Origin of the sequence: Microbacterium sp. NPDC090225, from assembly GCF_044772365.1 — a bacterium.
In the GTDB taxonomy this organism is placed as follows: domain Bacteria; phylum Actinomycetota; class Actinomycetes; order Actinomycetales; family Microbacteriaceae; genus Microbacterium.
This window is the reverse complement of record NZ_JBIVYS010000001.1, coordinates 14,906-41,301: the sequence shown is the minus strand read 5'-3', so window position 1 is coordinate 41,301 and position 26,396 is coordinate 14,906. Positions and strand designations below refer to the sequence as shown.

The following is a 26,396-nucleotide window of genomic DNA, read 5'->3' as shown; positions in this document are numbered from 1 at the left end:
ATTCGTTCGAGGATGGAGATTATGGGGATCGGGCTCGATGCGGTGACCGCGCTCTCTCCGAACAGCGATGCGCGTGCGGGAGAGGTGCTTCGTCTGCGCCGCGAGATCAGTCGGATGCAGCGCCGCCGCAGCGACCAGGCGGTGCTCCCCCTCGACCCCGCCCTCTCGTCCATCCTCCCCGACGACGGCCTCCTGGCCGGCACCGCGTACACGCTCTCCCCCTCGCCGAGCCTCGTGCTCGCCCTGCTGAGCGCGGCCTCGCAGAAAGGGCACTGGTGCGCCGTCGTCGGCATGCCGACGCTCGGCGTCGAGGCCGCCGCGGGATTCGGCATCGATCTCGATCGACTGATCCTGGTGCCCGATCCCGGCGATCGCTGGTTCGCCGCGACCTCCGCCCTCGCCGAGGTGGTCCCGTTGATCGCCGTGCACCCCGGAACACGGCTGCGCGACGCCGACGTCTCCCGCCTGAGCGCCCGGTTGCGCGATCGCGGCTGCACGCTGCTCGTCACCGGCGTCTGGCCGCAGAGCGAAGGGTCGATCCGCGTGCACGATCCGCAGTGGAACGGCCTCGGCGCCGGTTGGGGTCTGCTGTCCGATCGCACGGTGACCGTGACCGCGCAGACCCGCCGTCGCCCGCTCGCCTCCAGCGTCCGCGTGCGACTGCCCGGGCGCGACGGTGCGCTCGAATCCGTGACGACCGAACTCGCCGCACTCCCCTCGCTGCCCGTGTCACCCGCGCGCACGCAGAGCCCTGCGCCGGCACCCGAGCTCCTCCGTTGGGCGGAGGCCGGATGAACGCCCCTCTCCGCGTCCTGGTGCTGTGGTTCCCCGACTGGCCGCTGCGCGCCGCACTGGGCGACGCGCTTCCGCACCCGCCCACGGCCCTGATGCATGCGAACACCGTCGTCGCCTGCACCGCCTCCGCCCGCGAGCACGGGGTGCGGGTCGGGCAGCGCCGTCGCGAGGCGCAGGGCCGCCTCTCCTCCCTGCGCGTGCTCCCCCATGACCCCGACCGCGATGAGCGCGCCTTCCTCCCCGTGCTGCAGCTCATCGAGGAGCACGCCCCCGGCGTCACGCTGCTGCGTCCCGGTCTCGCGGTTCTCCGCGCCCGCGGCATCTCCCGCTATCACGGCGGAGAGGAGACGGCCGCGGCCTGGCTCGTGTCGCGCCTCACGGAGGCGGGATTCCCCGAGGTGCGCATCGGCGTCGGCGACGGCCCCTTCACCGCCGAGATCGCCGCACGCGGACCGCAGCGCTGCACCGTCGTACCTCCGGGTGAGGCACGGGAGTTCCTCGCGCCGTTCCCCGTGCAAGTGCTGCGCGACGAGCAGATCACCGGCCTCCTCCTCCGTCTCGGTGTCCGCACGCTCGGCGAGTTCGCGGCCCTCGACCCCGTCGATGTGCGCGACCGTTTCGGCGAGCGCGGCGCCCGCCTCCGAGCGCTGGCAGCGGGTGCGGACTCGCAGCACCTCACGCCTCGCCCTCCCGACCCCGAGCTGGTGCGGAGCGTGGAGTTCGAGACCCCGCTGGGCGGCGCCGATCAGGTGGCCTTCGCGGTGCGGCAGACAGCCGACGCGGTGATGCTCGCACTGGGCGAGGCATCCATGGTCTGCACAGAGGTGCGCATCGACCTGACCGACGACAACGGGCAGGTGTTCTCCCGACCGTGGCTGCACCCCTCGTGCTTCGACGCCTCCGACCTGGTCGACCGGGTGCGCTGGCAGCTGGAGGCGCTCGCGGCGCAGTCCGCGAAGGATCCGGTCGACGAGGCACGGGCGTTCGGGGGGATCTCGGCGGTGCGGATCGTGCCGGTCGCCGTCGATGACGCCGCCCACCACCAGCCTGGCCTCTTCGGCGCGGGAACCGACGAACGCCTGCACCATGCCGTGTCTCGCGTGCAGACCATGTTGGGGCACGAGGGCGTGGTCACCGCTGCACTCGCCGGCGGGCGGTGGCTCGCCGACCGCCAGGTGCTCACGCCGTGGGGAGAGCGCGCGGTCGCTCCGCGCGACCCCGTCTCCCCCTGGCCCGGGAGTCTGCCCGATCCGCTTCCCGCCGAGGTCTTCCGCCCGCCGCGTCCCCTCGGGGTCACCGGAGCCGACGGCGCCGTGGTCCGCATCGACGAGCGCGGAGCCCTCTCCTCCGACCCCGCGTTCATCGACGGCACCGCCGTGCACGCCTGGGCCGGCCCCTGGCCCGTGCACGAGCGCCGCTGGGCGTCGGGCGGAGGTAAGAAGGGACACCGCTTCCAGGTCGTCGACGACCGGGATCGCGCCTGGCTGGTGTTCTGCGCCGGTGGACGCTGGTGGGCCGAGGGGCGGTATCGCTGATGGGCTTCCACAACCCGCCGCTGAAGTGGGGCGAGCTGGCTCGCACCCTGAGCGGCGAGCCGCCGCCCGCCAGCGCCGAACCCGCCGGAGCACGCCCCGATCCCGGCCCGGTGAGCAGAAGACGCAAGAGCATCCCTCCGTCGTCCGTTCCGCGCCCCGATGACGCCGTGCCCTATGCAGAGTTGCACGCCCACTCCTCGTACTCGTTCCTCGACGGCGCCTCCTCCCCCGAGGCGCTCCTGATCGAGGCCGAGCGTCTCGGGCTCAGCGCCCTCGCGCTCACCGACCACGACGGCTTCTACGGCGCCGCGCGTTTCGCCGAGGTCGCCGAACTCATGGACGTCCGGCTGCAGACGGTCTTCGGGGCCGAGCTGTCGCTCGATCTGCCGGCCCCGCAGCGCGGCACCCCCGATCCGGCGGGTGAGCACCTGCTCGTCCTGGCTCGCGGGATGGAGGGCTACCACCGGCTCTCCGGAGTCATCACCGCCGCACAGCTGCGGGGCGGCGAGAAGGGCCGCCCCGTCTATGACATCGACGAGCTCGCGGCGAGCGCCGAGGGCCACTGGACCATCCTGACCGGATGCCGCAAGGGCGCAGTGCGTCGGGGACTCGAGCGTGGAGACGCCCGGGAACCGCTGCAGCACCTCATCGACCTCTTCGGCGCAGAGCACGTCGCCGTCGAACTCTTCGATCATGGGGACCCGCTCGACACCCGCCGCAACGACGTGCTCGCGGAGCTGGCGGGACGGATGCATCTCCCCGTCGTTGCGACGAACAACGTGCACTATGCCACCCCGATGCAGGCGCCGCTCGCCGAGGCCGTCGCCGCGGTCCGGGCGGTGCGCAGCATGGACGAGCTCGATGGATGGCTCCCCGCGCACGGGGGCGCGCACCTGCGCAGCGGCGCCGAGATGACGGCGCGCTTCCGGCGATACCCCGGAGCCATCTCCTCGGGGCTCGAGCTGGCCGCGGCATCCGCCTTCCCCCTGCGTCTCGCCCGTCCCGCCCTCCCCCGGCAGAGGGTCCCCGAGGGGCACACCCCGATGAGCTGGCTGCGGCGACTCGTCTGGGAGGCCGTGCCCTCGAAGTACCCCCGTATCGACGACGCCGGGCGGAGCCGGATCGAACGCGAGCTGAACGTGATCGAGGAGAAGGACTTCCCGGGCTACTTCCTGATCGTGCACGGCATCGTCGCCGAGGCTCGCCGCCGCGGCATCCTCTGCCAGGGGCGCGGATCGGCCGCGGCGAGCGCGGTCTGCTACCTGTTGGGGATCACCGCCGTAGACCCCATCCTGTACGGGCTGCCCTTCGAGAGGTTCCTCGCCACCACCCGTCAGGAGGAGCCCGACATCGACGTCGACTTCGACTCGCGACGCCGGGAGGAGATCATCCAGTGGGTGTACGCCGAGTACGGCCGGGAACGCGCCGCACAGGTGGCGAACGTGATCCAGTACCGGCCGAAGAACGCGGTGCGCGACATGGCCAGGGCGCTCGGACACTCCCCGGGGCAGCAGGACTCGTGGTCGCGGCAGGTCGACGGCTGGGGTGCCGGGCTGGAACCCGCCGAGGGGCACGACATCCCCGCGAACGTGCTCGCCTATGCGGGCGAGTTGATGAAGGCGCCGCGCCATCTCGGCATCCATTCGGGCGGGATGGTGCTCACGGCGCGCCCGGTCGGTGAGGTCGTTCCCGTCGAGCACGCACGCATGGAGAACAGGACCGTCATCCAGTGGGACAAGGACGACGCGGCGTTCATGGGCCTGGTCAAGTTCGACCTGCTGGGTCTCGGGATGCTGGCAGCCCTGCAGCACTGCTTCGACCTGATCCACGACGCGACGGGCGAGCGTTGGACGCTCGAGACCCTGCCCAAGGAGGAGCCCGGGGTCTACGACATGCTCTGCCGCGCCGACTCGATCGGTGTCTTCCAGGTGGAGTCGCGGGCGCAGATCGGGTTGCTGCCCCGATTGCAACCGCGGAGCTTCTACGACCTCGCGATCCAGATCGCCCTCATCCGCCCGGGTCCCATCCAGGGCGGGGCGGTGCATCCGTTCGTGCAGCGCAAGATGGCGAAGGATCGGGTCGACGAGGAGAACCGGGAACGCGCGGCCCGCGGTGAGGCGCCCGTCGACTTCCCGATCCCCTATCCGCACGCGGACCTCGAGCCGATCCTGAAGCGCACCCTGGGCATCCCGATCTTCCAGGAGCAGCTGATCCAGATGGCGACCGCGGTCGGTGACTGCACAGCCGACGAGGCCGACCTGCTGCGTCGGGCGATGGGCTCCAAGCGCGGTCTCGAGAAGATCGAGAAGGTACGCGAGAAGCTCTACGCGGGCATGGCACGACGCGGCCTCGACGAGGCGGCATCCGATCGCATCTATGCGCAGATCCAGGCGTTCGCGAACTTCGGCTTCGCGGAGTCGCACTCCCTGTCGTTCGCTCTCCTGGTGTACGCAAGCTCCTGGCTGAAGCTGCACTACCCCGCGGCCTTCCTCGCCGGGCTCCTGCGTTCGCAGCCCATGGGGTTCTACTCCGCGGCGACCCTGACGGCGGATGCCCGCCGGCACGGCGTGGAGGTGCGTCGCCCCGATCTGCAGGTCTCCGGCGCGACCGAGACGCTCGAACCGCTCACCGGAGCAGAGGGCCGGATGCCGACGGGACGCGACTCCTGCCGTGACATCCCCCAGCCGCCGACGTTGCGCTTCGACCGCGATGCCCCGGACGAATCCGATGCCCACCGTCGCGATGGCGGCTACGCCGTCCGGATGGGACTCAGCGGAGTGCGCGGGATCGGCGTGCCGATGGCCGAGCGGATCGTCGCGGAGCGCGAGGCGCACGGCCCGTATCGCGATCTGAACGATCTCGTGCGGCGCACGGATGCCACGGCCGCACAACTCGAGGCGCTCGCGACCGCCGGGGCGTTCGCCTGCCTCGGGCTCGAGCGCCGCGAGGCCATCTGGCTCGCCGGCGCGGCAGCCGATGACCGCTCGCGTTTCCTGCCCGGGACGACCGTGGCGGTGCAGCCTCCCCTGTTCGCCGATCAGAGCAGCTACGAACGCCTCTCCGCCGATCTCTGGGCCACCGGGGTCTCGACCGACGACCACCCGATGCTGCACTTCCGCGAGGCATTGGGCGAGCGCGGCGTGCTCACCTCCGCCGATCTGCGCACCCACGAGACGGGTCGGCGTGTCGAAGTCGCCGGCCTCGTGACCCACCGCCAGCGGCCGGCGACCGCAGCGGGCGTGACCTTCGTGAATCTCGAGGACGAGACGGGGCTCGTCAACATCATCTGCTCCGCGGGCGTCTGGAACCGCTACCGTCGGGTTGCTCGGGATTCCCCCGCACTGATCATCCGGGGCATCCTCGAACGATCCGAGGAGGGGGTCATCAACGTGCTCGCGGATGCCTTCGACGACCTGCGCACCGGCCTCTCCCACCGTTCGCGGGACTTCCGATGAGGCGTCCCGGACGTCGGGTCGCGGGGCTCACCAGAATCGCTCGGACTCCTCGACGGATGGCGGGCGATCGGATCCGCCCCAGCGGTCGGCTTCGGCCTTGGCGGCGTCGGCCGCGGCATCCGCCTCGCGCAGCGCGACCTTCGCGCCGACCGGGCCCGGCCCGCGGGCATCCACGCGCAGCTCGGTGCGCGACCCCGTCGACGACACACTGATCGTGCAGTCCAGCACCCTGCCCAGCCAGCGCAGCTCATCGATACCGGCCGCCTCCTCGACGAGCCGGTAGCGGATGTTCGTCTCGAGATCGCGGACGGCGATCGCGAGCGTCTCGCCGCTGAGCGGATCGAGCTGCTCGGTCACCTCGACGCGGTGGCCCTGCGCGATGGCGATCTGCCCCGGAAAAACGATCGATCTGTCCATGACTCCACCTTAGGAAGCATCCGTTCGGGGCGGTAGAGACCCCGGAAAATCACGACTTTCAAAAAAGTTTGTCCCCCAAATGGCGGACAAGACAATTTCGAGATATTCTGATATGCGTAGCGGGGGCTACAGGGCTGAGGACTGGGGAATCAGCCCGAGAGAGAGCAGCGAGTTTTCATCGCCGCCTCCCCACCGTCCGGGAAGGACGGTGAAGCCCTCTCGAGAAGACCTGCGTGGGGCAGACGACTCGAGAGGGCTCATCCCCGTCGTGCTAGATCTCCTCCTGGAGCATCCGCTGACGGACGTCCTTCCGGAGGACCTTCCCGATCAGCGATCGGGGCAGATCATCCATCGGCACGATCCGGCGTGGAACCTTGTAGGCCGCAAGCCGGGTCCGGCAGTAGTCGCGGAGCGCCTCCATCCCGACCGCCGCCGATGCGTGCAGCACCACCGCGGCCGCGACCATCTCGGCGCCATCGCCACGCGGGAGCGACACGACCGCGGCGTCCTCCACATCCGGGTGCGAGCGCAGCGCCTCCTCCACCTCGCTGGGCGAGACGTTGAAGCCGCCCGTGATGATGAGTTCCTTGCGGCGATCGACCACCGTCACGAAGCCGTCCTCCGACACCGTGACGATGTCTCCGGTGCGCACCCAGCCTCCCGGCAAGAGGGTCTCGGCCGTCTCCTCCGGGCGTCCCCAGTAGCCCGAGAACACCTGCGGTCCGTGGATGAGCAGCTCGCCCGACTCGCCCGGCGCGACCTCGACCTGTGCGTCATCGGGATCGACCACGCGGATCGTGGTGCTCGGGAACGGGACGCCGACGGTACCGGGTCGCCGCGTCGGGCCGACGGGGTTGCCGAGAGCGACGGGCGAGGTCTCGGTCATCCCGTACCCCTCGACGAGGAGGCCGCCGGTCACCTCCTCCCAGCGCGCGACCGTCGACACGGGCAGGCTCATCGCCCCCGAGATCGCGAAGCGCACGGTCGAGAGGTCGAGGCCGTCACGGGATGCCGCCCGCGTCAGACGATCGTAGATCGGCGGCACCGCGGGAAGGAACGTGGGCGGAGACTTGCGCACGGCTGTCGAGACCAGTCCCACGTCGAACGTCGGGAACAGCACGAGCTTGGCGCCGATGCCCATCGCGAACGTCAGGCACAGCGTCATCCCGTAGGCATGGAACAGCGGCAGCACTCCGTAGACCGTCTCCTCGCCCTCGCGGAGACCGGGCAGCCAGGCGCGCCCCTGCATCGCGTTCGCGCGGAGGTTGCGATGGGTGAGCATCGCCCCCTTGGGCTCGCCCGTGGTGCCGCTCGTGTACTGCAGCAGGGCGATGTCGTCGAGCTCGGGACCGGGCGCGCGCCGCGGCAGCGGACGGGCGCCCTCGATGCTCTCCCATTCGCGGATGCCACGACCCCGCGGCGCCTTGGCGGTCAGAGCCGCGCGTGCATCGCGTGCACGGCGGACCGGCAGGCGCAGGGCGAGGCGCTGCGCGGCCGGCATCGCCCGCGTCAGGTCGACGGTGAGGATGTGCGCCGGGCGCACGTCGGATGGGAACGCCGCGACGGTGTCGGCGACCTTGTTCCACACGATCGCGAACGTCGCACCGTGATCCTCGAACTGATGGCGCAGCTCGCGCGGCGTGTAGAGCGGGTTGTGCTCGACGACGATCGCGCCGAGCCGCAGCGCCGCGTAGAACGCGACGACGTGCTGAGGGCAGTTCGGGAGGACGAGAGCGACCCGGTCGCCCTTTCGCACGCCGAGGTTTCGGAGACCCGCGGCCGCGCGCCTCACCCGCTCGTCGAGATCGGCGTAGCTCGTGCGGCTGCCGAAGAACTCCAGCGCCGTGCGCTTGGCGTGCTTCTTGGCGCTCTGCCGAAGCATCTCGGGGAGAGTCTGGGTGACCTCGTCAATGTCGTGCGGAACGCCCTCGGCGTACGCGTTCAGCCAGGGCTTGGCCTCGGACAGCGGGGTGTGGTCCATCGGATCCTCCTCGGCACGGGCGCCGTGCCGCCCAGTCTAGGAGCGGGACGAATGCGGATGCTGAGTGCCGACCCGACCGCCGCGTGAAGGTCACGATTGAGTCGTCAGTTGTACGCAGATCGGGACCAGCGGTATATCGGTGATAGACAGGCGGAAGGTGCCGACCTGTTGACCGCTGTCGATGACGAGCCCTCCCGAACGGAAGGAACGTCATGTTCCGGATTCGAAGACCTGCCCTCCTCCTCGCCGCGACGACCGCCACGGTCATCCTCCTCGCCTTCCCTGGCGCGGCGTCGGCCGACACGACGATCGATGGCCCGATCGACCTCGGAACGGCCACGCCCTTCGCCGTTCTGGCTGCCTCGGCCGTGACCAACACCGGGCCGTCGGTGCTCGATGGCGACCTCGGCCTGAGCCCGGAGACATCGATCACCGGCTTTCCGCCGGGAACCGTGACCGGCACCGTGCATCAGACCGACGCGGTCGCGGCTCAGGCGCAGGCCGATCTGACGACGGCGTACGGTGTCGCCGCCGGACTGACGCCGACGACGTCCGGGCTCGGCGATCTCACGGGCCAGTCGCTGACCCCGGGCGTGTACTCGGGAGGAGAGCTCTCCCTCTCCGGAGCACTGACCCTCGAGGGCACGGCCGAATCGGTCTGGGTCTTCCAAGCGGCATCGACGCTGACGATCGGGACCGGCGCGACCATCACCCTCACCGGTGGCGCGAGCGCGTGCAACGTGTTCTGGCAAGTGGGGTCGTCGGCCACGATCGGCTCGGCGGCTCAGTTCATCGGCACCGTCATGGCCGACGTCTCGGTCACGGCGCAGACCGCGGCGACCGTCGAGGGCCGGTTGCTGGCCCGAACCGGGGCCGTGACGCTCGATGACAACATCATCGTCGCACCGAGTGGGTGCTCGGCTCCCGGCACGGTGAGCACCAGCCCCGAGGTCACCTCGGGCGCTCCGGGGAACGGCGAGACCGGTGTGGACTACACGCATACGATCACCGCCACCGGCACCCCGACCCCGACCTACGCGATCGGCGAGGGCACGCTGCCTCCCGGACTCGCGCTCGACGGGATCACCGGCATCATCAGCGGGACGCCGACCACCTCGGGAGCCTTCCCCTTCACGGTGGTGGTGAGCAACGGCACCTCCCCCGATGTCGTGGTCGCGTACGAGATCACGATCGAACCCACGGTCGTCGCGGTACCTCCGGCGGCGCCGGGCTCCGGAGCACCCCAGGAATCGGGCGCGCCGGAACTGGCGGAGAGCGGACTCGATCTCGGCGGCGGGCTGTGGGGCGCCATGGCACTGCTCCTGGGCGGGATCGCTCTTTTGTCGCGGAGACAGTCGCGCCGCGAGGGCTGACGCTGCCTGCTCCCCGCCGGCCGTATCCGGTCGACCACGCCACGTCAAGGGAGAGCAGCGATCGGATGAAATAGCTAACCTGGTTAGACAACGAGTCGTAGACGCGACTCCGCGTCGGTCGAACCAGGCGGCACAACCGGATACTCTCTCGGGTCCGAGCGTTCCAATCGGGGGTGGGTGCGCTTGCGGACCTTCTCGCTCGACTTCGCCGGCCCCTCATCTCGGGCGATGAGGGGCCGGATCGTTTTCCCCTCGGTTCGCCATCTCCGCGACTCGCGAGATCCATGCACATCGATATACCTGTGTGTATCCTGAGCGCGAGGCTCCATGGCGGAGTCCATTCAGGGGAGAAGCATGCGCAATCGCGTACGTATTACGGCGATATCCGTCGCGCTCGTCATCATCGGCTCCGCAACACCGATCGCCGCTCTGGCCGCGCCTCCGGCGGGCCAGCAGGTCCTCGTGTCGGATCTGCTCAACGAGCTCAGGGTGGAGGTGACTTCCGGGCCGGCGTACAACCGAGACCTCTTCTTCGAGGGGCAGGATCTCGACGGCGACGGATGCCGCACACGCCAGGAAGTTCTCATCGAGGAGTCCCAGGTCCCGGCGGTCGTCGCCGAGGGATGCGACGTCGTGAGCGGTCAGTGGCTCTCGACCTACGACAACGTGCTGCACGTCGATCCGGCGGCGGTGGAGATGGACCACCTCGTCGCGTTGAAGGAAGCCTGGGTCTCGGGCGCGTGGACGTGGACCGACGCACAGCGAACGGCGTTCGCGAACGACACCGGTGATGCGCGATCCCTGCGTATGGTGACCGCCGCGGTCAACACCGCGAAGTCCGACAAGGATCCGGCCGGATGGCTGCCGACGACCTCGCTCCCCGCTGCGCGCTGCGCCTACGTCTCCGACTGGGTCGCAGTGAAGTGGCGGTGGAATCTCTCCATCGATGAGGCCGAGAAGTCTGCGGTGCAGAACGTGCTCGCCGGATGCGGGCCGCAGACGGCCGTCGTTCCGACGCTTCCGGACGACCGCCCCGCCACACCGGCATCGCCGACCGATTACTACATCACGAAGTACGACGGGACGATCTGGGCGGTCACCGGTACCTCCATCACCGCCCTCACCTTCGCGCAGTGGAAGGCGGCGGGCACCCCCACTCCTCGACCGGCACCGACCAGCTACGTGAAGTACGCGTGGTCACCCACCATCAGCGCCGTCACGATCTTCGGTACCGACAGGTCGCGCTGGATCTGGAAGCACGTGAGCGCAGCCGAGTGGAAGAAGGCGGGCAATCCGCAGCCGCGCAACGCCGGGTGGATCGAAGGGTCGACCTACTATCAGTGGGCCGGATCCTCGCAGATCTTCGTCCAGGACGTGGGCGGAACCAAGCATGCACTGACCGGCGCGGAATGGGCGGCCGCCGGAAAGCCGGCATTCGAGAAGCGCTCCAATCAGGGCTTCGTCAAACTCTCGTGGAACTCCAGCATCGCGTACCTCACGGACTACTCCCAGGGCCTCGGCATGCCGATCACTGGCGCGCGCTGGGCGGCGGAAGGCAACCCCGTACCGGTGGTGCGCACTCGCTTCCCGAACGACCGGGTCTGGCAGAACTACGGCAGCAATACCATCTACTACTCCGGATCGACGGTGTCGAAAGCCCTGACGGCCGCCGAGTACAGGGCGATGGGTTCCCCCCGTCCCGAGATGCAGGGCACGCCTCCGAAGCCGACCACTCCCCCCAAGCCGACCGCGCCGCCGAAGCCGAACTTCGACAAGAACTGCGCTGACTACCCGTCGCAGGCGGCAGCGCAAGCAGATTTCAACAAGTACTACCCGTGGTACGGGGATGTGTTCCGGCTGGACGGCGACAACGACCGCATCGCTTGCGAGTCGCACTTCGGGTGAGCCGAGGGGGCTCGTCGGCGGATGCTGGCGGGCCCCCTCGACACACGACAAAGCCCCGGAGATCCGCATCGTCCTGCGATCTCCGGGGCTTATCTGGTCGGGCTGACAGGATTTGAACCTGCGACCCCTTGACCCCCAGTCAAGTGCGCTACCAAGCTGCGCCACAGCCCGTTGTTCTGCACTCTCGCGCAGGCAACTCATCCATCTTAGCCTGACGCCGGGGCCTCCGCGAACCACCGCCGTTGCGAGTGTCGGATGCCCGGCGTAGCGTGCCGCCCATGACCACGATCACGACGGAGCCGGCAACGATAACCCGGTGGGACGACGTGCAGCACGCGCTGACCGGAGGCGGCGACGGCGCCAGCTGTCAGTGCATCTGGCCGATGCTGCGCAACAAGGACTGGAATGCGACGACAACGCCCGAGCGCACGACGATGCTCCACGACGAGATCGACGCGGGGCCGCCGCCGGGACTGATCGCCTACGTCGACGGCGAGGCCGCCGGATGGATCCGAATCGGCCCGCGAACGGTGCAGCGCCGCCTGGAGCACACCCGCGCCATCGCCGCCGCCACGGAAGAGCCCTTCGACGACGCCTCGGTGTGGGCCGTCACGTGCTTCGTCGTGCGTCGCGAGCACCGTGGGCAGGGCCTCAACGGTGCTCTGCTGCACGCGGCCGTCGAGTATGCCCGCACGGCGGGGGCCCGCCTGATCGAGGGATACCCCGTCGACACCGGCGGCACGAAGCAGCACGCGAACGAACTGTTCCACGGCATGCTCACGACCTTCCTCGCCGAGGGTTTCCGCGCGCGCGGCGAGCTGAAGCCCGGACGTCCCCTCGTGACGCTCGACCTCTCGAAATGACCCCGGACGCGCCTGGGTCGACCGATAGCGTGGAGACATGAGCGACGAGCATCCGATCATCGACGACGCCGTACTCGGCACCTTCACCCGCGCGACGACCGAGCTCACCGACGGCACGGTGCTCACCCACGACTGGTACGGCGGATCACTCGCGCGAGACGATTCCCCTGTAGAGCTCATGCTCGAGGGGACGTCGGCCGAGGAGTCCCGCGAACGACTCCCCCGACTCCGCGCCGTCGTCGCCGACATCGACACGATCCAACGACGAGCATCTGACGCCGTGGTCACGGCCTTCAGCCAGGGCGACCCTGATCCCCACGAGCTCGACGAGGCGGCATCCGACCTGGCGCTCGAAGCGATCGAGGCGGCCTCCGACGGCACGATCGTGCTCCACCTGACCGACACCTGCGGCACGCACTTCCCGGAGGGCTACTGGCCCGCGGCCCACCTCGGCGATGACGACACCATCACGCACGTCACCGTCGAATCCTGATCCGGCGGTCGGTCCGCGGCAACTCTACGATGGGGGGATGCACCGACGCATCCTCTCCCCCGCGCTGGTGTGGTCCTTCACGCCCTACACCGTCGTCTCGATCGCGCACGTCATCCTTCTCGCGCTCGACAGCGCAGCGGCGGGACCGACGAAGATCCTGCTGATGCCGCTGCTCGCCATCCCGGTGATCGTCTTCGCGCGACGGCTCGGATCCCCACAGGCCACGTGGCTCCTGGCAGCGGCGCTCGTCTTCTCGTGGCTCGGCGACAGCGCGGGCGCCTTCTTCCCCGCGCTTCCCGAACTGCCGGTGATGCTCGGATTCTTCGGCCTCGCCCACCTGGCCTACATCGCGCTCTTCCTCGGAGTCCTCGCCCGGAGACGGATGCCATGGTGGACGCTGATCTACGCCGTCTGGTGGATCGCGATGCTGACGATTCTCGGGCCGCACACCGATGGGCTCCTCCTCGCCCTGGCGATCTACGGGATCGTCCTCGCCGGGACAGCGGCCAGTTCGGCACGCAGCACCTCGACCATCGCGGTCGGCGGCGCATTCTTCCTCGCGAGCGACACGATCCTCGCCTTCCGCCTCTTCCTTCCCGAGGTCGTCTCCCCCTGGGGCAGCCCTGTCGTGATGCTGACCTACACGCTCGGACAGGGCCTCCTCATCGCCGGCGCGATCGCCGCTCTCACCCGCAGGAGCACTCCATGAGCACCACGGCACGCGTCGACAGCTGGCTCTGGGCCGTGCGCGTCTACAAAACCCGCTCCGCTGCGACCACGGCATGCCGTGCGGGGCATGTGCGCGTCAACGGCGACAAGGTCAAGGCAGCGCAGGCTCTCAGGATCGGCGATGAGGTGCGCATCCGCATCGCCGGATTCGATCGCATCCTCTTCGTGCGGCAGCTGCTCGTCAAGCGCGTCGGCGCACCGCTCGCCGCCGTCGCCTACGATGACCGGACCCCCGAGCGCGAGCCGCAGGCGGCACTCGGCCTCCGCGACCGCGGGGCCGGACGCCCGACCAAACGCGAGCGTCGGGAGATCGATCGCCTGCACGCACGTTCCGAGCGCGGATCGGACGATTTCCTCCGCTGACCTTTCGCACCGCGAGCACGCAGGAGGGAACGTTCAGAGTCGGTCGAGCAGCCATCCCGCCGAGCGCACCTGCGCCGGCTCGGTCCGCCGGATGCGGTCGGCGAGCTCCCGGTCGCTCGTGACTCCCACCACGTTCGCTCCGGAACCGACGCGCCGCTCGACCTCGGCGACGATGGCGTCATCACCGGCGGCATCCGCGCGCACGATCGAGACCGCCGGCGGATGCGCGTCGAGCGCCCGCGCCTGCCCCTCCACCACGAGGGATACCTCCGGGAACCATTCGGTCCCGCCGACGCCCAGCTCGGAGGCGGCGACCCCGACACCGTCCAGCCGTCCGGCCAGTCGCTCGGCGGCACCGGCACGATCCTTCCACCAGCCGTCGGGCACGGACCCCACCACGTTGGCCGCATCGACCACGAGCGCCACGTGCTCCTGGAGCAGACGACGCAGCTCCGGCCAGGCCCGAGCGAAGCCGGGATGCAGCGGCCGGGAATCCACGTCGTCGAGGGCCACCCATTCGAGCGCGACGCTCTCCGGGTCGCTGATCACCGGCTCGAACGGCGTCTGCACATCGGCGACGACGGTCGTGTACGACCAGATCTCGAGATCGAGCACGCTGGTGAATCGCGGGCGAACGGCGCCGTCGGGCACTCCCGCTTCTTCCTGCGCCTCGCGCAGTGCACCCGCGATCGAGCTCTCGCCCTCGTGCAGCGCGCCACCCGGTAGGCCCCAGGTACCGCCGAAGTGGCTCCAGGCGACGCGGTGCTGCAGGAGCACCCCGCGTTCGGCATCCACGGCCAACAGCCCGGCAGCGCCGAAGCGTCCCCAGTACCGCTCCCCCGAGTCGGCGACGACCCAGGCATCCCCGGGATCGCGCGGCCCCTCCGGGCGGCGCGGCTCATCGAAAGCGGGAGGAACGATCGTCACCCCTCCACCCTGTCACAGCCGCGGCCCGACAGCGCTGGATCGGTCACAGAACGAAAAAAGCGGGCGCACCCCGAAGGAGTGCGCCCGCTTTCACGAGAACGAGGATCAGCGCTGGCGCTTCTCGCGCACCCGCATGTTGATCACGATCGGCGTTCCCTCGAACGAGTACAGCTCGCGCAGACGACGCTGGATGAACCGACGGTACCCCGGGTCGAGGAACCCGGTGGTGAACAGCACGAACGTCGGCGGACGCGTCGACGCCTGCGTCCCGAAGAGGATGCGCGGCTGCTTGCCACCGCGCAGCGGGTGCGGGTGCTCGGCCACAAGCTCGGCGAGGAACGCGTTGAACTTGCCGGTGGGGATGCGGCGGTCCCAGTTCTCCAGCGACGTCTCGAGCGCGGGCACCAGCTTGTCGAGGTGACGACCCGTCTTCGCCGAGATGTTCACGCGCGGAGCCCAGGCGACGTGCGCGAGGTCCTGCTCGATCTCGCGCTCCAGGTAGCGACGACGATCGGCGTTCTCGAGGTCGTCGTCGTTGAGACGATCCCACTTGTTGAACGCGAGCACGAGCGCGCGCCCCGACTCGAGCACGAGGTCGATGATGCGCACGTCCTGCTCGCTGATCGTCTCCGAGACGTCGAGCACGACCACGGCGACCTCGGCCTTCTCGAGAGCGGCCGAGGTGCGCAGCGACGCGTAGAAGTCGGCGCCCTGCGCCATGTGGACGCGGCGACGGATGCCGGCCGTGTCGACCAGGGTCCACAGCTTGCCGCCCAGCTCGACGATCTCGTCGACCGGGTCGCGGGTGGTGCCGGCGAGGTCGTTCACGACGACGCGCTCCTCGCCCGCGGCCTTGTTGAGCAGCGACGACTTTCCGACGTTCGGGCGTCCGAGGATCGCCACGCGACGCGGTCCGCCGATCTCGGCCTTCGCGACGGCCGAGACGTCGGGCAGCTTCTTGAGCACCTCGTCGAGCAGATCCGCGACGCCACGACCGTGGATCGCCGAGACCGGGTGCGGTTCTCCGAGACCGAGGTTCCAGAGAGCCGCAGCTTCGGGCTCCTGGCGGGCGTCGTCGATCTTGTTCGCGACGAGGAAGACCGTCTTGCCACTCTTGCGCAGCAGCTTGACGACGTGCTCATCGGTCGACGTGGCGCCGACCATCGCGTCGACGACGAACAGCACGAGGTCCGAGAGATCGATCGCGACCTCTGCCTGGGCGGCGACGGACCGATCGATGCCACGGGCATCCGGCTCCCACCCGCCGGTGTCGACGAGGGTGAACCGACGGTCTCCCCACTCGGCCTTGTAGGTGACGCGGTCGCGCGTGACACCGGGGGTGTCCTCGACGACGGCCTCGCGGCGGCCGAGGATGCGGTTCACGAGCGCCGACTTGCCGACGTTCGGTCGCCCGACGATCGCGACGACGGGCAGGGCCGGGAGGAACTGGATCCCGTCCTCGCCGAGTTCGACGCCGGCGAGGAGCGCGGCATCCTCGTCGTCGAGCTCGTAATCGGCGAGGCCGGCGCGCAGCGTCTCGGCGCGCTGCTCGGCGAGGTGCTCGTCGAGCTCCTCCATCTTCTCGGCGAGACGGTCAGGGCCGCCTTCGTATTCTTCGTCAGCCACGGTGTGCTCCTCGGAGTCGTTCGATCACCGTGAGGACGGCGTCGATGGTCTGGGGGAAATCGAGCTCCGTCGAGTCGACGACCTCGACGCCGTCCGCGGCGTTGAGGAAGTCGACGACGGCGCTGTCGGAGGCGTCGCGCTTGTGCAGGGCGGCAGCGACGGCATCCGCGCTCTCGCCGGCGAGTTCACCGGCGCGGCGCGCGGCCCGTACTTCGGGGGCCGCGGTCAGCAGGATGCGGACGGGGGCGTCGGGGGCGACGACCGTCGTGATGTCGCGTCCCTCGACGACGACGGCCGGATAGGGAGCCTCGGCGACGAGCGAGCGGAAGAGGTCGTTGACCTGGGCCCGCACGGCGGGCACGCGGGCGACGCCGCTCACGGCACCGGAAACCCGCGGTTCACGGATCGCGTCGGTGATGTCGACCTCGCCGACGCGCACGGTGCGGTCGTCGGGATCGAGCCCGAGGCGCACGGGGAAGTCGGATGCCGCGGCGAGCACCGCATCGGCATCCGCAGTGTCAGCGCCCCGATCGAGCACGTGCCAGGCGAGCGCCCGATACGCGGATCCGGTATCGAGGTATCCGAAGCCGAGTCGCCGTGCGACCGCCTTCGACACGCTCGACTTTCCGGAACCTGCGGGGCCGTCGATCGCGATGAAGTCCACGGCCGAGGTGTCGGCGTCGGACCGGTCGAGAGTGGTGTCAGTCATTGGTGTTCCCCGCAATCCGCCATCCGCGTTCCTGAAGCCCCGAGATCGCGCCGTGCAGAGACGCCGGTTCGACGCTGATCTCGGCGAGGCCGAACTGCGCGCCCGGCGAGTGCTCGAGACGCAGGTCCTCGACGTTGACACCGAGCTCGCCGAGTTCGCCGAACAGACGGCCGAGCTGGCCAGGGGTGTCGTCGATCATCACGACGAGCGACTCGAAACGCTGGTTCTGGCCGTGCTTGCCGGGAAGCCGGTCGACGCCGTCGTTACCGTGGCGGATCGTCTCCGCGACGACACGACGGGCACCCGCGGCGCCGGGCTCGCGCAGCGCGTCCGACACCTCACGCAGGTCGGCGGCCAGGGAATCGAGGATCTCGACGACGGGCCCGGCGTTCGCGCCGAGGATCTGCACCCACAGCTCCGGAGCGGATGCCGCGATGCGCGTCGTGTCGCGCACGCCCTGGCCCGACAGTCGGAGGGAACCCTCGTCGGCCTCGGCCAGGCGCCCGGCGAGCAGGCTCGCGACGACCTGCGGAACGTGCGAGGTGAGAGCGACCGACCGATCGTGCTCCTCGGGGGTCATCTCCAACGGCATGGCGCCGACGTCGAGGGCGAGCGCCTCCACGAGAGCGAGGTCGGCGGCGGCGGTGTCACCGTCACGGCACACGACCCAGGGGCGCCCGATGAAGAGGTCGGCGCGCGCGGAGATCGCTCCCCCGCGCTCGCGCCCGGCGAGCGGATGCGAACCGATGTAGCGAGCGAGATCGACGCCGCGTTCCTGCAGTGCGCGGAACGGCTCGAGCTTCACGCTCGCGACGTCGGTGACGACGGCATCCGGGTAGTGCGCGAGCTCGGCCTGCACGACATCCGCCGTCACGTCCGGCGGCACGGCGACCACGATGAGGGCGGGATGATCGTCCTCCGCGGCGGGGCGGCCGGCACCGTAGTCGACGGCGAGGCGCAACTGTGCGGGCGACGAGTCCGTCAGAACGACGTCGATGCCCTTCGCGCGGAGCGCATGCCCGACGCTCGCGCCGAGGAGTCCGGCGCCCACGACGCGGACGGTGCCCGACAGTCGCGGGGCGACCGCCGATCGCTCCGCTCCCGGACGACGACCAGCGTCGACGGACGTCGGTCGCACGCTGGACGCGCTAGACGTGTCGGTCACTCGTTCTCCTGTTGCTCGCCTGGCGCCGAGGCGACACCGGAATCACGGCGCGACAGAGTGAGCAGCGCGCCGAGTTCGATTTTACCCAGTTCGCGCGACTTTCCTGCCGGGAGCGTTCCCAGGTGGAGCGGCCCGAACTGACGACGCACCAGTTCGGTGACCGGGTGACCCACCGCGGCCATCATGCGACGCACGATGCGGTTGCGGCCGGAGTGCAGTGTGAGCTCGACGAGGCTCGATCCGCGCGACGTGTCGAGCAGACGAGCCTTGTCCGCACGGATGGGCCCGTCCTCCAGGTCGAACCCGGCGGTCAGCTTCGCGATGGTCTGCGCCGTGACGGTGCCCTCGACCTTCGCGATGTAGACCTTGGTGACGCCGAACGAGGGGTGCGCGAGCACGTGCGCGAGCTCCCCGTCGTTCGTGAGGATCAGCAGCCCGCTGGTCTCGGCGTCCAGGCGACCGACGTTGTAGAGGCGCTCCTCGTACTGGTCGGTGAACCGGCGCAGGTCGGGACGACCGCTCTCGTCGCGCATGCTGCTGACGACCCCGGTGGGCTTGTTGAGCATGACATAGCGCTTCGAGACGTCGAGCTGGATCGCGGTGCCGTCGACGTCGACCAGATCGGTCTCGGGGTCGATCCGGCGTCCGAGCTCGCTGACGACCTCGCCGTTCACGCGGATGCGCCCCGCGACGATGTACTCCTCGACGACACGGCGGGAGGCCACACCGGCCGCGGCCAGCACCTTCTGCAGGCGGACACCTTCGGGCGCGGGGGAATCGGTCATCGGATGGTCCCTTCGTCGAACCCATCCGCACCGTCGTCGAGCAGCGGTGAGATGGGAGGCAGCTCGTCGAGCGAGTTGATACCGAGGTGCTGGAGCAGCGCCTCGGTCGTGCCGTAGTTGATGGCGCCGGTCTCGGAATCGGCGAACAGTTCGGTGATCAGGCCACGGGCGAGCAGCGTGCGCACGACCGAGTCGACGTTCACCGCGCGGATCGATGCGACCTGACTGCGGGTGACCGGCTGCTTGTAGGCGATCACCGCGAGCGTCTCGAGCGCTGCCTGCGAGAGCCGCGCGGGCGCCTGTCCGCCGACGAACTCGGCGATCAGATCGTCGTGATCCTCGCGCACGTAGAGGCGCCAGCCACCACCGACCTCGCGCAGTTCGAAACCGCGTCGGGGCCCCTGTCCACGGCCGTCGTAGTCGTCGACCAGTGTCTCGAGCGTCTGCCGCACCGCCGGCACGGGCGACCCGACGGCGGCGGCGAGGGCGACGAGTCCGATCGGCTCGTCGATGATGAGCAGGATCGCCTCGATGCGCTCCGACAGAGGCGTCGACGCGGCCTGCTCGGCATCGCCGTTACTCGTGGCGTTGCTCGTGGTCTCGGCAGCGGTCACGTCATCGGTCATAGTCGGCCCCCAGGCTCGCGAGTGTCTCGTCCGACCAGGAGTCGGCGGCCCAGCGCAGCGTCAGCTCGCCGAGCGGTTCCAGTTGTTCGAAGGAGAGTGCCGCATGCCGATACAGCTCGAGCACCGAGATGAATCGCGCGACCACGATGCCGGGCTCGCTCACACCGGCCACGAGCTCGCGGAAGCTCAGCGACTCCGTGCCACGCAGGAGGGTCACGACGATCGCCGCCTGCTCACGGATGCTCACCAGCGGCGCATGCAGGTGATCGAGGCCGACGTGCGGGATCTCCTTCGGCGCGAACGCCAGGAGCGCGAGCGCGGCGAAGTCGTCGGCGGTGAGCGACCAGACGAGCTCGGGCGTCTTGCGACTGTGCTTCTCATCGAGCCGCACCGCTCGCACGTGCCGACGGTCCTCCCGCTGGAGGCATCGCGAGAACCATGCCGAGACCTCTTTGAAGGCGCGGTACTGCAGCAGACGCGCGAAGAGAAGGTCGCGTGCTTCGAGCAACGCCACGGCTTCGGCATCCACCAGTTCGCCCTGCGGGAGCAGCCCCGCCACCTTCATGTCGAGGAGCGTCGCCGCGACCACGAGGAACTCGGAGGCCTGGTCCAGCTCCTCATCGCCGTCGAGGTCGCGGAGGTAGGCGATGAACTCGTTGGTCACCGCGCTCAGCGAGACCTCGGTGATGTCCATCTCGTGCTTCGAGATGAGGTTCAGGAGCAGGTCGAACGGTCCGTCGAAGTTTGACAGCGAGACGCGGAAACCGGGATCGGATGCCGATGACGACTGCTCGACGACAGTGGCCTCGCCCTCGGGCGCGAGCGAAACGCCGTCCGACTCGTTGGCGGTGCCGTCGGGCGCAAGAGTGGCGTCGAACTCGGAATCAGGCGACGGCGCCACGGGCGACCAGCTCCCGCGCAAGTCGCAGATACGCCTGTGCGGCGGCGTGCTCCGGCGCGAACTCGGTGATGGGGACGCCCGACACCGACGCATCGGGGAACTTCACGGTGCGACCGATCACGGTCTCGAGCACGTCGTCGCCGAACGCCTCGACGACGCGTTCGAGCACCTCGCGCGAGTGCAGCGTGCGCGGGTCGTACATCGTCGCGAGCAGGCCGTCCATGGTGATCGAGGGGTTGAGCCGGTCGCGCACCTTGTCGATCGTCTCGATCAGGAGCGCCACCCCGCGCAGCGCGAAGAACTCGCACTCGAGCGGGATGATCACGCCGTGCGCCGCGGTGAGCGCGTTCACGGTGAGCAGACCGAGCGACGGCTGGCAGTCGATGAGGATGACGTCGTACTCCCCCGCGACCTGGCGGAGCACCCGGGCGAGGATCGTCTCGCGGGCGACCTCGTTCACGAGGTGCACCTCGGCGGCGGACAGATCGATGTTCGCGGGCAGGACGTCGAGGTTCTCGACGCCGGAGTGGACGATCGCGTCGTTCGCATCCCGCTTGGTGTCGAGCAGCAGGTCGTAGATCGTCGGCACGTCGTGCGTCTGGATGCCGAGGCCCGCGGAGAGCGCACCCTGCGGGTCGAAGTCGACGGCGAGCACCTTGCGGCCGTATTCGGCGAGGGCCGCGGCGAGGTTGATGGTCGTCGTCGTCTTGCCGACGCCGCCCTTCTGGTTGCACAGCGCGATGATCCTCGCCGGACCGTGAGAACTCAACGGTTCGGGTGTGTCGAACCCGTGATAGGGCCGTCCGGTGGGTCCCATGGGTGTCTCGTCGACCTTCTTGGCCGTCGCCCTGGACTTCGCCGCTTTCTCCGCCACCGGTTCTCCTGCTCCTTCGTGCTTGCTCGATTCTAGCGGTCGCCCTCTCCCTCACACGCCGCGCAACGCGGCGACCGGCTCGATGCGTGCGGCGCGCCGTGCCGGATACCAGCCCGATCCCCATCCCACCAGCGCCCCCAGGAAGATCCCGGCGACCGCGATGAGCGGGTCGGTGACGGGCGACCACCCCTGGACGGCGGCGACCACGATCACCGCGACGACCCCCAGGGCGGAGCCGATGATCCCCCCGATGAAGCCGATCACGATCGACTCGACCATGAACTGCCCGCCGATCTGGCGGCGCGTCGCCCCCAACGCCCGACGGAGACCGATCTCACCGATGCGCTCCATGACGGAGAGCAGGGTGACGTTCGCGATCCCGAGCCCGCCGGCGAGGAGCGCGATGATCCCGAGGATGAGGAAGACGACGTTCACATCGGCCTGGACGTTCTGGCTGAGGTCGGAGGATGCCGATGGCGCGCGGGCCTCCAACGATTCCGGGTCGTCCGGCTGGAGCGCGATCACCGACTGCTCGGCGACCTGCGGTCCCGCGCCGACGACGATGTGGATCGCCAGTTCCGACGGCGCGGCCAACCCGAAGTCCGCGCGGGCTGCTCCCTGCGGGATGATCACCCCGTCGACGAACTCGGAGCGCCTCTCCATCCCGTCGATGATGCCGATGACGGAATACGACACCCCGGCGATGAAGATCGACGGTTGGGAATCGACGCGATTTATCCCCATCCGCTCCGCGGCGCGCTGTCCGAGCACCGCCACGCGATCGCCCCGCGCATCGTGACCGTCGTCGAAGAAGCGTCCCGTCACGAGTTCCCCGTCGACGGCGTCCTGCAGGTCCTGGGTTGTCGCGAACAGCTTCGGCGAGGCAGTGATCGGGGCCGAGGGGTCGTTCACCGGCACGGCCGTGATCGTCTCGCCATCGGCGAGCTCGACCTCGGCGATGAGAGCTGCGCTGTCGACACCGGCGAGGAGCTTCACGCGCTCCGGGGCGTCCCAGGGCAGGCGTCCGGCCGCGACGGTCGTGTTCTCCCGGCCGGACTGCGCTTTCGCCGGCGTGACGACGACCTGCGTCGCCGCGACTCCGTCGAACTGCGCGGCGATCTGCGCTGCCGCCGTCTGGGCGAACCCGAGCGTCGCGACGAGTGACGCGATGCCGAGCACCGTTCCGAGGATCGTCATCACCAGACGGGCGGGCCGTGATCCGATGTCGGCCGTCGCCTCGGCGACCAGATCCTGGAACGTGAACCGATCGGCATGTTTCACCGACGGCAGGAGCGCCGTGGCCGCGTTCTCGGGAGCCGTGCTCTCGGGTGGGGAGGTCTCGGCGGTCGGCGTCTCGACCGGATCGCCCGTCGACTCGGCATCCGTGCGCCGACGCCGGAACAAGCGCTTCACAGTTCGCTCAATCGGCCGTCGGAGATGCGGATGCTCCGTCCGGCGCGGCGCGCGACCGCATCGTCATGCGTGATGACGATGAGCGTGAGCCCGTCCGCATTGAGCTCCTCGAAGAGTTCCATGACTTCACCGGATGTGCGCTGGTCGAGGTTTCCCGTCGGCTCATCGGCCAGCAGCAGCTGGGGTCCGCTCACGACCGCGCGCGCCACCGCGACGCGCTGCCGCTCGCCACCGGACAGCGAGTTCGGGAAGAAATCGATACGGTGTCCGAGGCCCACGCGGGAGAGCGCCTCGCGCGCCCGGTCCTCCCGCTCGCGCCGCGGCACACCGCTGTAGAGCATCGGCATGAGCACGTTGTCGAGCACGCTTCGTCGGGGAAGCAGATGGAACGATTGGAAGACGAAGCCGATGAATCGGGCGCGTACCGCCGCTCGCTCGTCGTCCGACAGGTCTCCCGTGAGTGATCCCGCCAGCCGGTACTCGCCGACGCTGGGCCGGTCGAGCAGCCCGAGCAGGTTGAGCATGGTCGACTTGCCGGATCCGCTGGGTCCGACGATCGAGATGTAGTCCCCTGCCGCCACACTCAGCGTGGCGGCCTTCAACGCCTGAACCTCGGGCGGCCCGGGGAACGAACGCGTCACGTCACGGAGCTCGACCAGCGGCGGCGCGGCCGTCACCGGCCCACCACCACGAGATCGCCCTCGTCGAGTTCACCGTCGACCGGGGTGACCTCGACGGCACCCTTGGCCGCGAGGCCCGGCTCGACGACGACGAGGCGCGTCTTGGCGTCCTCGCCCTCACGGGGATCGGACTCGACCACCTCGACGCGCGACTCGCCACCGGGTCCGGCGGTGAGCGCTGCGAGGGGAACGGAGAGCACGTCGCCGTCCGTGGCCCCGACGGCGATCTTCACGCGCACGTTGCTTCCCTGGAGCTGGCTGATCTGCTCGGGAGTGAGCGGGTCCGGTTCGAGGATCACCGACCACCGAGCACTGCTGTCCTTCCCCTCCTTGAGCGTCGCGATCACCGCGCGGTGCTCCGTGCCGTCGGGCAGCTCGAACGTCGCCTCGGCTCCCGCCGCGAGCAGGCGGGCATCCGCCTCGGCAGCGGCTCCGGTGAGACGCACGGTCGCACCCGAAACGGTCATCGCCGCTCCCTCGACGATCGAGCCTCGCTGCACGTTCACCGCGTCCACGCGACGCGGGAGCTCGGTGAGGTACAGCACCTCGCTGGCAGGCAGGAAGGGAAGCGCCTTCTGGCGCGCCTCCTCCAGCGCCTCGTTCGCCGAGGTCACTGCGGCGCGTGCGCTCTCCAGAGCGGATGCTTCGCTGCTCGTGTCCCGCGGCGCCCAGATCGCATCCCGCTCGAGCTGCGCCGTGTGCAGGGCGCGCTCCGCGGCAGGGACTCCTTCGCCGGTCGCACGTGCAGCGTCGAGTGCCTCGACGGCCGTCTGCACGGCCACGTCCGCTTGGAAGGCTTCGACCGGGGTCGGGCCCGCTCCCGCGGCAGTCAGCGACTTCTCGGCGTCGGCGACTCCGGACTGCGCGGAGCGGACGGCCTCCTCGGCGGACCGCACACCATCGGCGGTTCCCTCCTCGGACTCCGGCACCGGGTACCCGGCCTGCGCGTAGAGCTGCGCGATCCCGTCGGCAGTGGCCTGATCGAACATGTTGGAATTCACGTCGCCCGCGCCGATACCGACGCTCGCGAGCGCCTGCTTCAGCTGCAGTACGTCCGGACCCGACACGCCGAATCGCAGGGTGCGATACGCCGGAAGCTCTCCGGGCAGCACGATCACCGGGCGTCCGACGATCTCGAGCGCGACCGACAGCGGCTCGAGCGTGGCACCCACTTCGGGCGTCTTCCCGGTGACGACGGCGCCGCCGGTGAGTGTGGAGGTATCGATCTTGACGTCGACGGCATCCGCGTATCCGACATCCGCCCGCAGCGTGACGTCGTTACTCAACGGGCAGAACTCCACAGGAGCCGTCACGAGCCCGGGCTCGGGCGCATCCGCGCTCGACGCATCCGGCGAGAGCAGGAAGCGCCCCACCAGTAGCCCGGCCACCAGGCAGACCACCGCGGCGAGCGCCACGATCCAGAGGGCGCGGTTGCCGCGGAGCACACGCCCCCACCCGCTCACCCGCGAAGTGTCGGTCGTTCCCGCCGCATCGTCGGCGATGCCGTCCGCGGATTCCGCACTCGCACCGTCGGGGCCGTCGATCAGGTCGGTGAACGTCGTGGTCTCCACCGTGGCAGAGTCCTCCCCTGCCCCGGCGTCGCTTCCCTCTGCGGGGATCTTCGTCGTCGGGGTCTCGTCGTCGCGCATCACTTGCTCTGCTCGGCGGCGGCCTTGAAGGCGTCGAGGTCGGCCTTGTTCGCGGCGATGAACTTCTCCTCCAGCGCGAACTGGATCTCCATCGACTTCTTCGTGAAGGATGTCTTCTCGCGGCACTCGAGATCGACGAGGGCAAGGGCGATCTCACGCTCGCCCAGTTCCTTCATCTCGGGGCTCTCACTGGGGTCGACGAAATCGGGCGAATCGAGGTCGACCTGCTCGGAGCCGTCACCGTAGGCCGCGTCGTACAGCGCGTTCTGGTCGTCGATGATCGACTGGCCGGCATCCATCTGCTTCTCGAATCCGGGTTCGCCCTTGTCGGCCATGCACGTGGCCCACTCCGCGTTCAGCTCGGCGAGCTCGGGAGTGTCCTGAGACGTCGTCCACAGCTCCTCCATGTTGGCGCGCAGCTCGGCGAACTCCTCCGCCTGCCAGGGATCATCACCCTCGAGCTCGTGCTGTGCCCAGCCCTGGCAGCCGGCCGTCTCCCAGTCGTACTCGTAGCTGCCGTCCTCCGACATCTCGGATTCCTCCTGCGGCGGACCATAGAGGACCTCGTAGAACGCCGTCTGCTCGGATTCCGAGAGCGACGAGACGTAGTCCGCGTTCGGGTCGACGTACTCCTGGTCGGTGGGGCCCTCGTCCTGCTGCTCGGCGAACGGGCTGTTGACGTAGCCGTAGCCGTACTTCTCGACCCATTCGCGCTTGTCCGGCTCCCACTCGCCGCCGTCGCTGGTCATCACGCCGCCGCTGCTGGTATTCGGGACGTATTCGAAGCCTTCTTCCGACATGCACTCCGAGATCAGTTCCTCGACCTTGATCTGCTGCTCGTCGTACTTCTTCTGCTGTTCCTCGGGGGACATGTCGCTGCCCCACGCTGCGGCGAGGTACTCGTTCAGGGGCGAGTCCTCGTAGCTGAGCTCGTCGGAGGACGCGCCTCCGCAGCCCGAGAGGACGAACACCATGGCGGTCGCCGCGAGAGCGGCGAGAGGAACGGTGGAACGCATGTCAAGACTCCTTTATGCGACCGACGGTGGCCGGAAGTATCCACAGTAGAGAGTGTCGAGCGAATCTCGCGTCCGCCGAAAGGATGACATGGAAGCGCTTCTGCTCCCTGCGCACC

The 26,396-nt window shown here is 69.4% G+C and carries 23 protein-coding genes and 1 tRNA gene; 9 read left to right on the top strand and 15 right to left on the bottom strand.

Features of this window, described 5'->3' with window-relative positions; all coding sequences use genetic code 11:
* Window positions 1–21: 21 nt before the first annotated feature.
* The 3 genes from ACIQTT_RS00180 to ACIQTT_RS00170 are packed head-to-tail and all read left to right on the top strand — an operon-like array spanning window position 22 to window position 5,785.
* Window positions 22–795, top strand: a complete 774-nt coding sequence (locus ACIQTT_RS00180) for a hypothetical protein (RefSeq protein WP_402784414.1) — start codon at window positions 22–24, stop codon at window positions 793–795.
* Window positions 792–2,330 (top strand): DNA polymerase Y family protein, encoded by a 1,539-nt coding sequence (locus tag ACIQTT_RS00175; RefSeq protein ID WP_402784412.1) that lies wholly within the window; start codon window positions 792–794, stop codon window positions 2,328–2,330. The genes ACIQTT_RS00180 and ACIQTT_RS00175 overlap by 4 nt, the downstream gene beginning before the upstream one ends.
* Window positions 2,330–5,785 (top strand): error-prone DNA polymerase, encoded by a 3,456-nt coding sequence (locus ACIQTT_RS00170; RefSeq protein ID WP_402784411.1) that lies wholly within the window; start codon window positions 2,330–2,332, stop codon window positions 5,783–5,785. The genes ACIQTT_RS00175 and ACIQTT_RS00170 overlap by 1 nt, the downstream gene beginning before the upstream one ends.
* 27 nt (window positions 5,786–5,812) lie before the next feature.
* On the opposite strand, the gene ACIQTT_RS00165 is transcribed toward ACIQTT_RS00170, so the two are convergent.
* The gene (locus ACIQTT_RS00165) at window positions 5,813–6,202 is read right to left on the bottom strand and encodes a hypothetical protein (protein WP_402784409.1); all 390 of its coding nucleotides are present in this window, start codon (window positions 6,200–6,202) and stop codon (window positions 5,813–5,815) included.
* A gap of 271 nt (window positions 6,203–6,473) precedes the next feature.
* Window positions 6,474–8,183: a long-chain-fatty-acid--CoA ligase gene (locus ACIQTT_RS00160; RefSeq protein ID WP_402784407.1), complete on the bottom strand. Its 1,710-nt coding sequence runs from the start codon at window positions 8,181–8,183 to the stop codon at window positions 6,474–6,476.
* Between the two features lie 212 nt (window positions 8,184–8,395).
* On the opposite strand from ACIQTT_RS00160, the gene ACIQTT_RS00155 reads away from it, so the two are divergent.
* Both ACIQTT_RS00155 and ACIQTT_RS00150 read left to right on the top strand, forming a co-directional pair.
* Window positions 8,396–9,556 (top strand): ice-binding family protein, encoded by a 1,161-nt coding sequence (locus ACIQTT_RS00155; RefSeq protein ID WP_402784405.1) that lies wholly within the window; start codon window positions 8,396–8,398, stop codon window positions 9,554–9,556.
* Window positions 9,557–9,910: 354 nt separating this feature from the next.
* Window positions 9,911–11,461, top strand: a complete 1,551-nt coding sequence (locus ACIQTT_RS00150; protein ID WP_402784403.1) for a DUF1524 domain-containing protein — start codon at window positions 9,911–9,913, stop codon at window positions 11,459–11,461.
* Between the two features lie 94 nt (window positions 11,462–11,555).
* On the opposite strand, the gene ACIQTT_RS00145 is transcribed toward ACIQTT_RS00150, so the two are convergent.
* Window positions 11,556–11,632: transfer RNA gene (locus ACIQTT_RS00145), tRNA-Pro, on the bottom strand.
* Between the two features lie 107 nt (window positions 11,633–11,739).
* Between ACIQTT_RS00145 and ACIQTT_RS00140 the strand changes: the two genes are divergently transcribed.
* Genes ACIQTT_RS00140 through ACIQTT_RS00125 form a run of 4 tightly spaced genes read left to right on the top strand, consistent with a single transcriptional unit; the run spans window position 11,740 to window position 13,909 of the window.
* Complete coding sequence (locus tag ACIQTT_RS00140; protein ID WP_402784400.1) at window positions 11,740–12,324, top strand: GNAT family N-acetyltransferase; 585 nt, start codon at window positions 11,740–11,742, stop codon at window positions 12,322–12,324.
* Window positions 12,325–12,361: 37 nt separating this feature from the next.
* Window positions 12,362–12,817 (top strand): hypothetical protein, encoded by a 456-nt coding sequence (locus ACIQTT_RS00135; RefSeq protein WP_402784397.1) that lies wholly within the window; start codon window positions 12,362–12,364, stop codon window positions 12,815–12,817.
* 37 nt (window positions 12,818–12,854) lie between these two features.
* Window positions 12,855–13,526, top strand: a complete 672-nt coding sequence (locus ACIQTT_RS00130) for a lysoplasmalogenase family protein (RefSeq protein WP_402784394.1) — start codon at window positions 12,855–12,857, stop codon at window positions 13,524–13,526.
* Window positions 13,523–13,909, top strand: a complete 387-nt coding sequence (locus ACIQTT_RS00125; RefSeq protein ID WP_402784391.1) for an RNA-binding S4 domain-containing protein — start codon at window positions 13,523–13,525, stop codon at window positions 13,907–13,909. The genes ACIQTT_RS00130 and ACIQTT_RS00125 overlap by 4 nt, the downstream gene beginning before the upstream one ends.
* A gap of 33 nt (window positions 13,910–13,942) precedes the next feature.
* On the opposite strand, the gene ACIQTT_RS00120 is transcribed toward ACIQTT_RS00125, so the two are convergent.
* The 12 genes from ACIQTT_RS00120 to ACIQTT_RS00065 form a co-directional block, all read right to left on the bottom strand.
* Window positions 13,943–14,836: an NUDIX domain-containing protein gene (locus ACIQTT_RS00120; RefSeq protein ID WP_402784388.1), complete on the bottom strand. Its 894-nt coding sequence runs from the start codon at window positions 14,834–14,836 to the stop codon at window positions 13,943–13,945.
* A gap of 105 nt (window positions 14,837–14,941) precedes the next feature.
* Entirely contained in the window at window positions 14,942–16,414 is a 1,473-nt protein-coding gene (der, locus tag ACIQTT_RS00115) for a ribosome biogenesis GTPase Der (RefSeq protein ID WP_402791045.1), read from the bottom strand.
* Between the two features lie 40 nt (window positions 16,415–16,454).
* Window positions 16,455–17,171 (bottom strand): (d)CMP kinase, encoded by a 717-nt coding sequence (gene cmk, locus ACIQTT_RS00110; RefSeq protein ID WP_402784385.1) that lies wholly within the window; start codon window positions 17,169–17,171, stop codon window positions 16,455–16,457.
* The gene (locus tag ACIQTT_RS00105; protein WP_402791042.1) at window positions 17,164–18,309 is read right to left on the bottom strand and encodes a prephenate dehydrogenase; all 1,146 of its coding nucleotides are present in this window, start codon (window positions 18,307–18,309) and stop codon (window positions 17,164–17,166) included. The genes cmk and ACIQTT_RS00105 overlap by 8 nt, the downstream gene beginning before the upstream one ends.
* Before the next feature lie 23 nt (window positions 18,310–18,332).
* Window positions 18,333–19,121 (bottom strand): pseudouridine synthase, encoded by a 789-nt coding sequence (locus ACIQTT_RS00100; protein ID WP_402784382.1) that lies wholly within the window; start codon window positions 19,119–19,121, stop codon window positions 18,333–18,335.
* Entirely contained in the window at window positions 19,118–19,747 is a 630-nt protein-coding gene (scpB, locus tag ACIQTT_RS00095) for an SMC-Scp complex subunit ScpB (RefSeq protein WP_402784379.1), read from the bottom strand. The genes ACIQTT_RS00100 and scpB overlap by 4 nt, the downstream gene beginning before the upstream one ends.
* Window positions 19,737–20,648: a segregation and condensation protein A gene (locus tag ACIQTT_RS00090; protein ID WP_402784376.1), complete on the bottom strand. Its 912-nt coding sequence runs from the start codon at window positions 20,646–20,648 to the stop codon at window positions 19,737–19,739. The genes scpB and ACIQTT_RS00090 overlap by 11 nt, the downstream gene beginning before the upstream one ends.
* Window positions 20,632–21,465 carry a ParA family protein gene (locus ACIQTT_RS00085; protein ID WP_402791039.1) on the bottom strand — a complete coding sequence of 278 codons (834 nt, stop codon included), beginning with the start codon at window positions 21,463–21,465 and terminating at the stop codon, window positions 20,632–20,634. The genes ACIQTT_RS00090 and ACIQTT_RS00085 overlap by 17 nt, the downstream gene beginning before the upstream one ends.
* 108 nt (window positions 21,466–21,573) lie before the next feature.
* Window positions 21,574–22,935: an ABC transporter permease gene (locus ACIQTT_RS00080; protein ID WP_402784373.1), complete on the bottom strand. Its 1,362-nt coding sequence runs from the start codon at window positions 22,933–22,935 to the stop codon at window positions 21,574–21,576.
* Window positions 22,932–23,612, bottom strand: a complete 681-nt coding sequence (locus ACIQTT_RS00075) for an ABC transporter ATP-binding protein (RefSeq protein ID WP_336640070.1) — start codon at window positions 23,610–23,612, stop codon at window positions 22,932–22,934. The genes ACIQTT_RS00080 and ACIQTT_RS00075 overlap by 4 nt, the downstream gene beginning before the upstream one ends.
* The gene (locus ACIQTT_RS00070) at window positions 23,609–25,264 is read right to left on the bottom strand and encodes a hypothetical protein (RefSeq protein ID WP_402784368.1); all 1,656 of its coding nucleotides are present in this window, start codon (window positions 25,262–25,264) and stop codon (window positions 23,609–23,611) included. The genes ACIQTT_RS00075 and ACIQTT_RS00070 overlap by 4 nt, the downstream gene beginning before the upstream one ends.
* Window positions 25,264–26,280, bottom strand: coding sequence for a hypothetical protein (locus ACIQTT_RS00065; RefSeq protein WP_402784365.1), 1,017 nt, complete (start codon window positions 26,278–26,280; stop codon window positions 25,264–25,266). Before ACIQTT_RS00065 ends, ACIQTT_RS00070 begins: the two co-directional genes overlap by 1 nt.
* Window positions 26,281–26,396: the final 116 nt, after the last annotated feature.

What these genes read in the sequence shown, in the direction of transcription:
- ACIQTT_RS00170 (WP_402784411.1), top strand. Translation starts at nt 2,330, where the DNA reads ATGGGCTTCCACAACCCGCCGCTGAAGTGGGGCGAGCTGGCTCGCACC.
- ACIQTT_RS00125 (WP_402784391.1), top strand. Translation starts at nt 13,523, where the DNA reads ATGAGCACCACGGCACGCGTCGACAGCTGGCTCTGGGCCGTGCGCGTC.
- der (WP_402791045.1), bottom strand. Translation starts at nt 16,414, where the DNA reads ATGGAGGAGCTCGACGAGCACCTCGCCGAGCAGCGCGCCGAGACGCTG.
- ACIQTT_RS00070 (WP_402784368.1), bottom strand. Translation starts at nt 25,264, where the DNA reads ATGCGCGACGACGAGACCCCGACGACGAAGATCCCCGCAGAGGGAAGC.
- cmk (WP_402784385.1), bottom strand. Translation starts at nt 17,171, where the DNA reads ATGACTGACACCACTCTCGACCGGTCCGACGCCGACACCTCGGCCGTG.
- ACIQTT_RS00065 (WP_402784365.1), bottom strand. Translation starts at nt 26,280, where the DNA reads ATGCGTTCCACCGTTCCTCTCGCCGCTCTCGCGGCGACCGCCATGGTG.
- ACIQTT_RS00150 (WP_402784403.1), top strand. Translation starts at nt 9,911, where the DNA reads ATGCGCAATCGCGTACGTATTACGGCGATATCCGTCGCGCTCGTCATC.
- ACIQTT_RS00175 (WP_402784412.1), top strand. Translation starts at nt 792, where the DNA reads ATGAACGCCCCTCTCCGCGTCCTGGTGCTGTGGTTCCCCGACTGGCCG.
- ACIQTT_RS00160 (WP_402784407.1), bottom strand. Translation starts at nt 8,183, where the DNA reads ATGGACCACACCCCGCTGTCCGAGGCCAAGCCCTGGCTGAACGCGTAC.
- ACIQTT_RS00130 (WP_402784394.1), top strand. Translation starts at nt 12,855, where the DNA reads ATGCACCGACGCATCCTCTCCCCCGCGCTGGTGTGGTCCTTCACGCCC.
- ACIQTT_RS00155 (WP_402784405.1), top strand. Translation starts at nt 8,396, where the DNA reads ATGTTCCGGATTCGAAGACCTGCCCTCCTCCTCGCCGCGACGACCGCC.
- ACIQTT_RS00085 (WP_402791039.1), bottom strand. Translation starts at nt 21,465, where the DNA reads ATGGGACCCACCGGACGGCCCTATCACGGGTTCGACACACCCGAACCG.
- scpB (WP_402784379.1), bottom strand. Translation starts at nt 19,747, where the DNA reads ATGACCGATGACGTGACCGCTGCCGAGACCACGAGCAACGCCACGAGT.
- ACIQTT_RS00180 (WP_402784414.1), top strand. Translation starts at nt 22, where the DNA reads ATGGGGATCGGGCTCGATGCGGTGACCGCGCTCTCTCCGAACAGCGAT.
- ACIQTT_RS00135 (WP_402784397.1), top strand. Translation starts at nt 12,362, where the DNA reads ATGAGCGACGAGCATCCGATCATCGACGACGCCGTACTCGGCACCTTC.
- ACIQTT_RS00140 (WP_402784400.1), top strand. Translation starts at nt 11,740, where the DNA reads ATGACCACGATCACGACGGAGCCGGCAACGATAACCCGGTGGGACGAC.
- ACIQTT_RS00165 (WP_402784409.1), bottom strand. Translation starts at nt 6,202, where the DNA reads ATGGACAGATCGATCGTTTTTCCGGGGCAGATCGCCATCGCGCAGGGC.
- ACIQTT_RS00100 (WP_402784382.1), bottom strand. Translation starts at nt 19,121, where the DNA reads ATGACCGATTCCCCCGCGCCCGAAGGTGTCCGCCTGCAGAAGGTGCTG.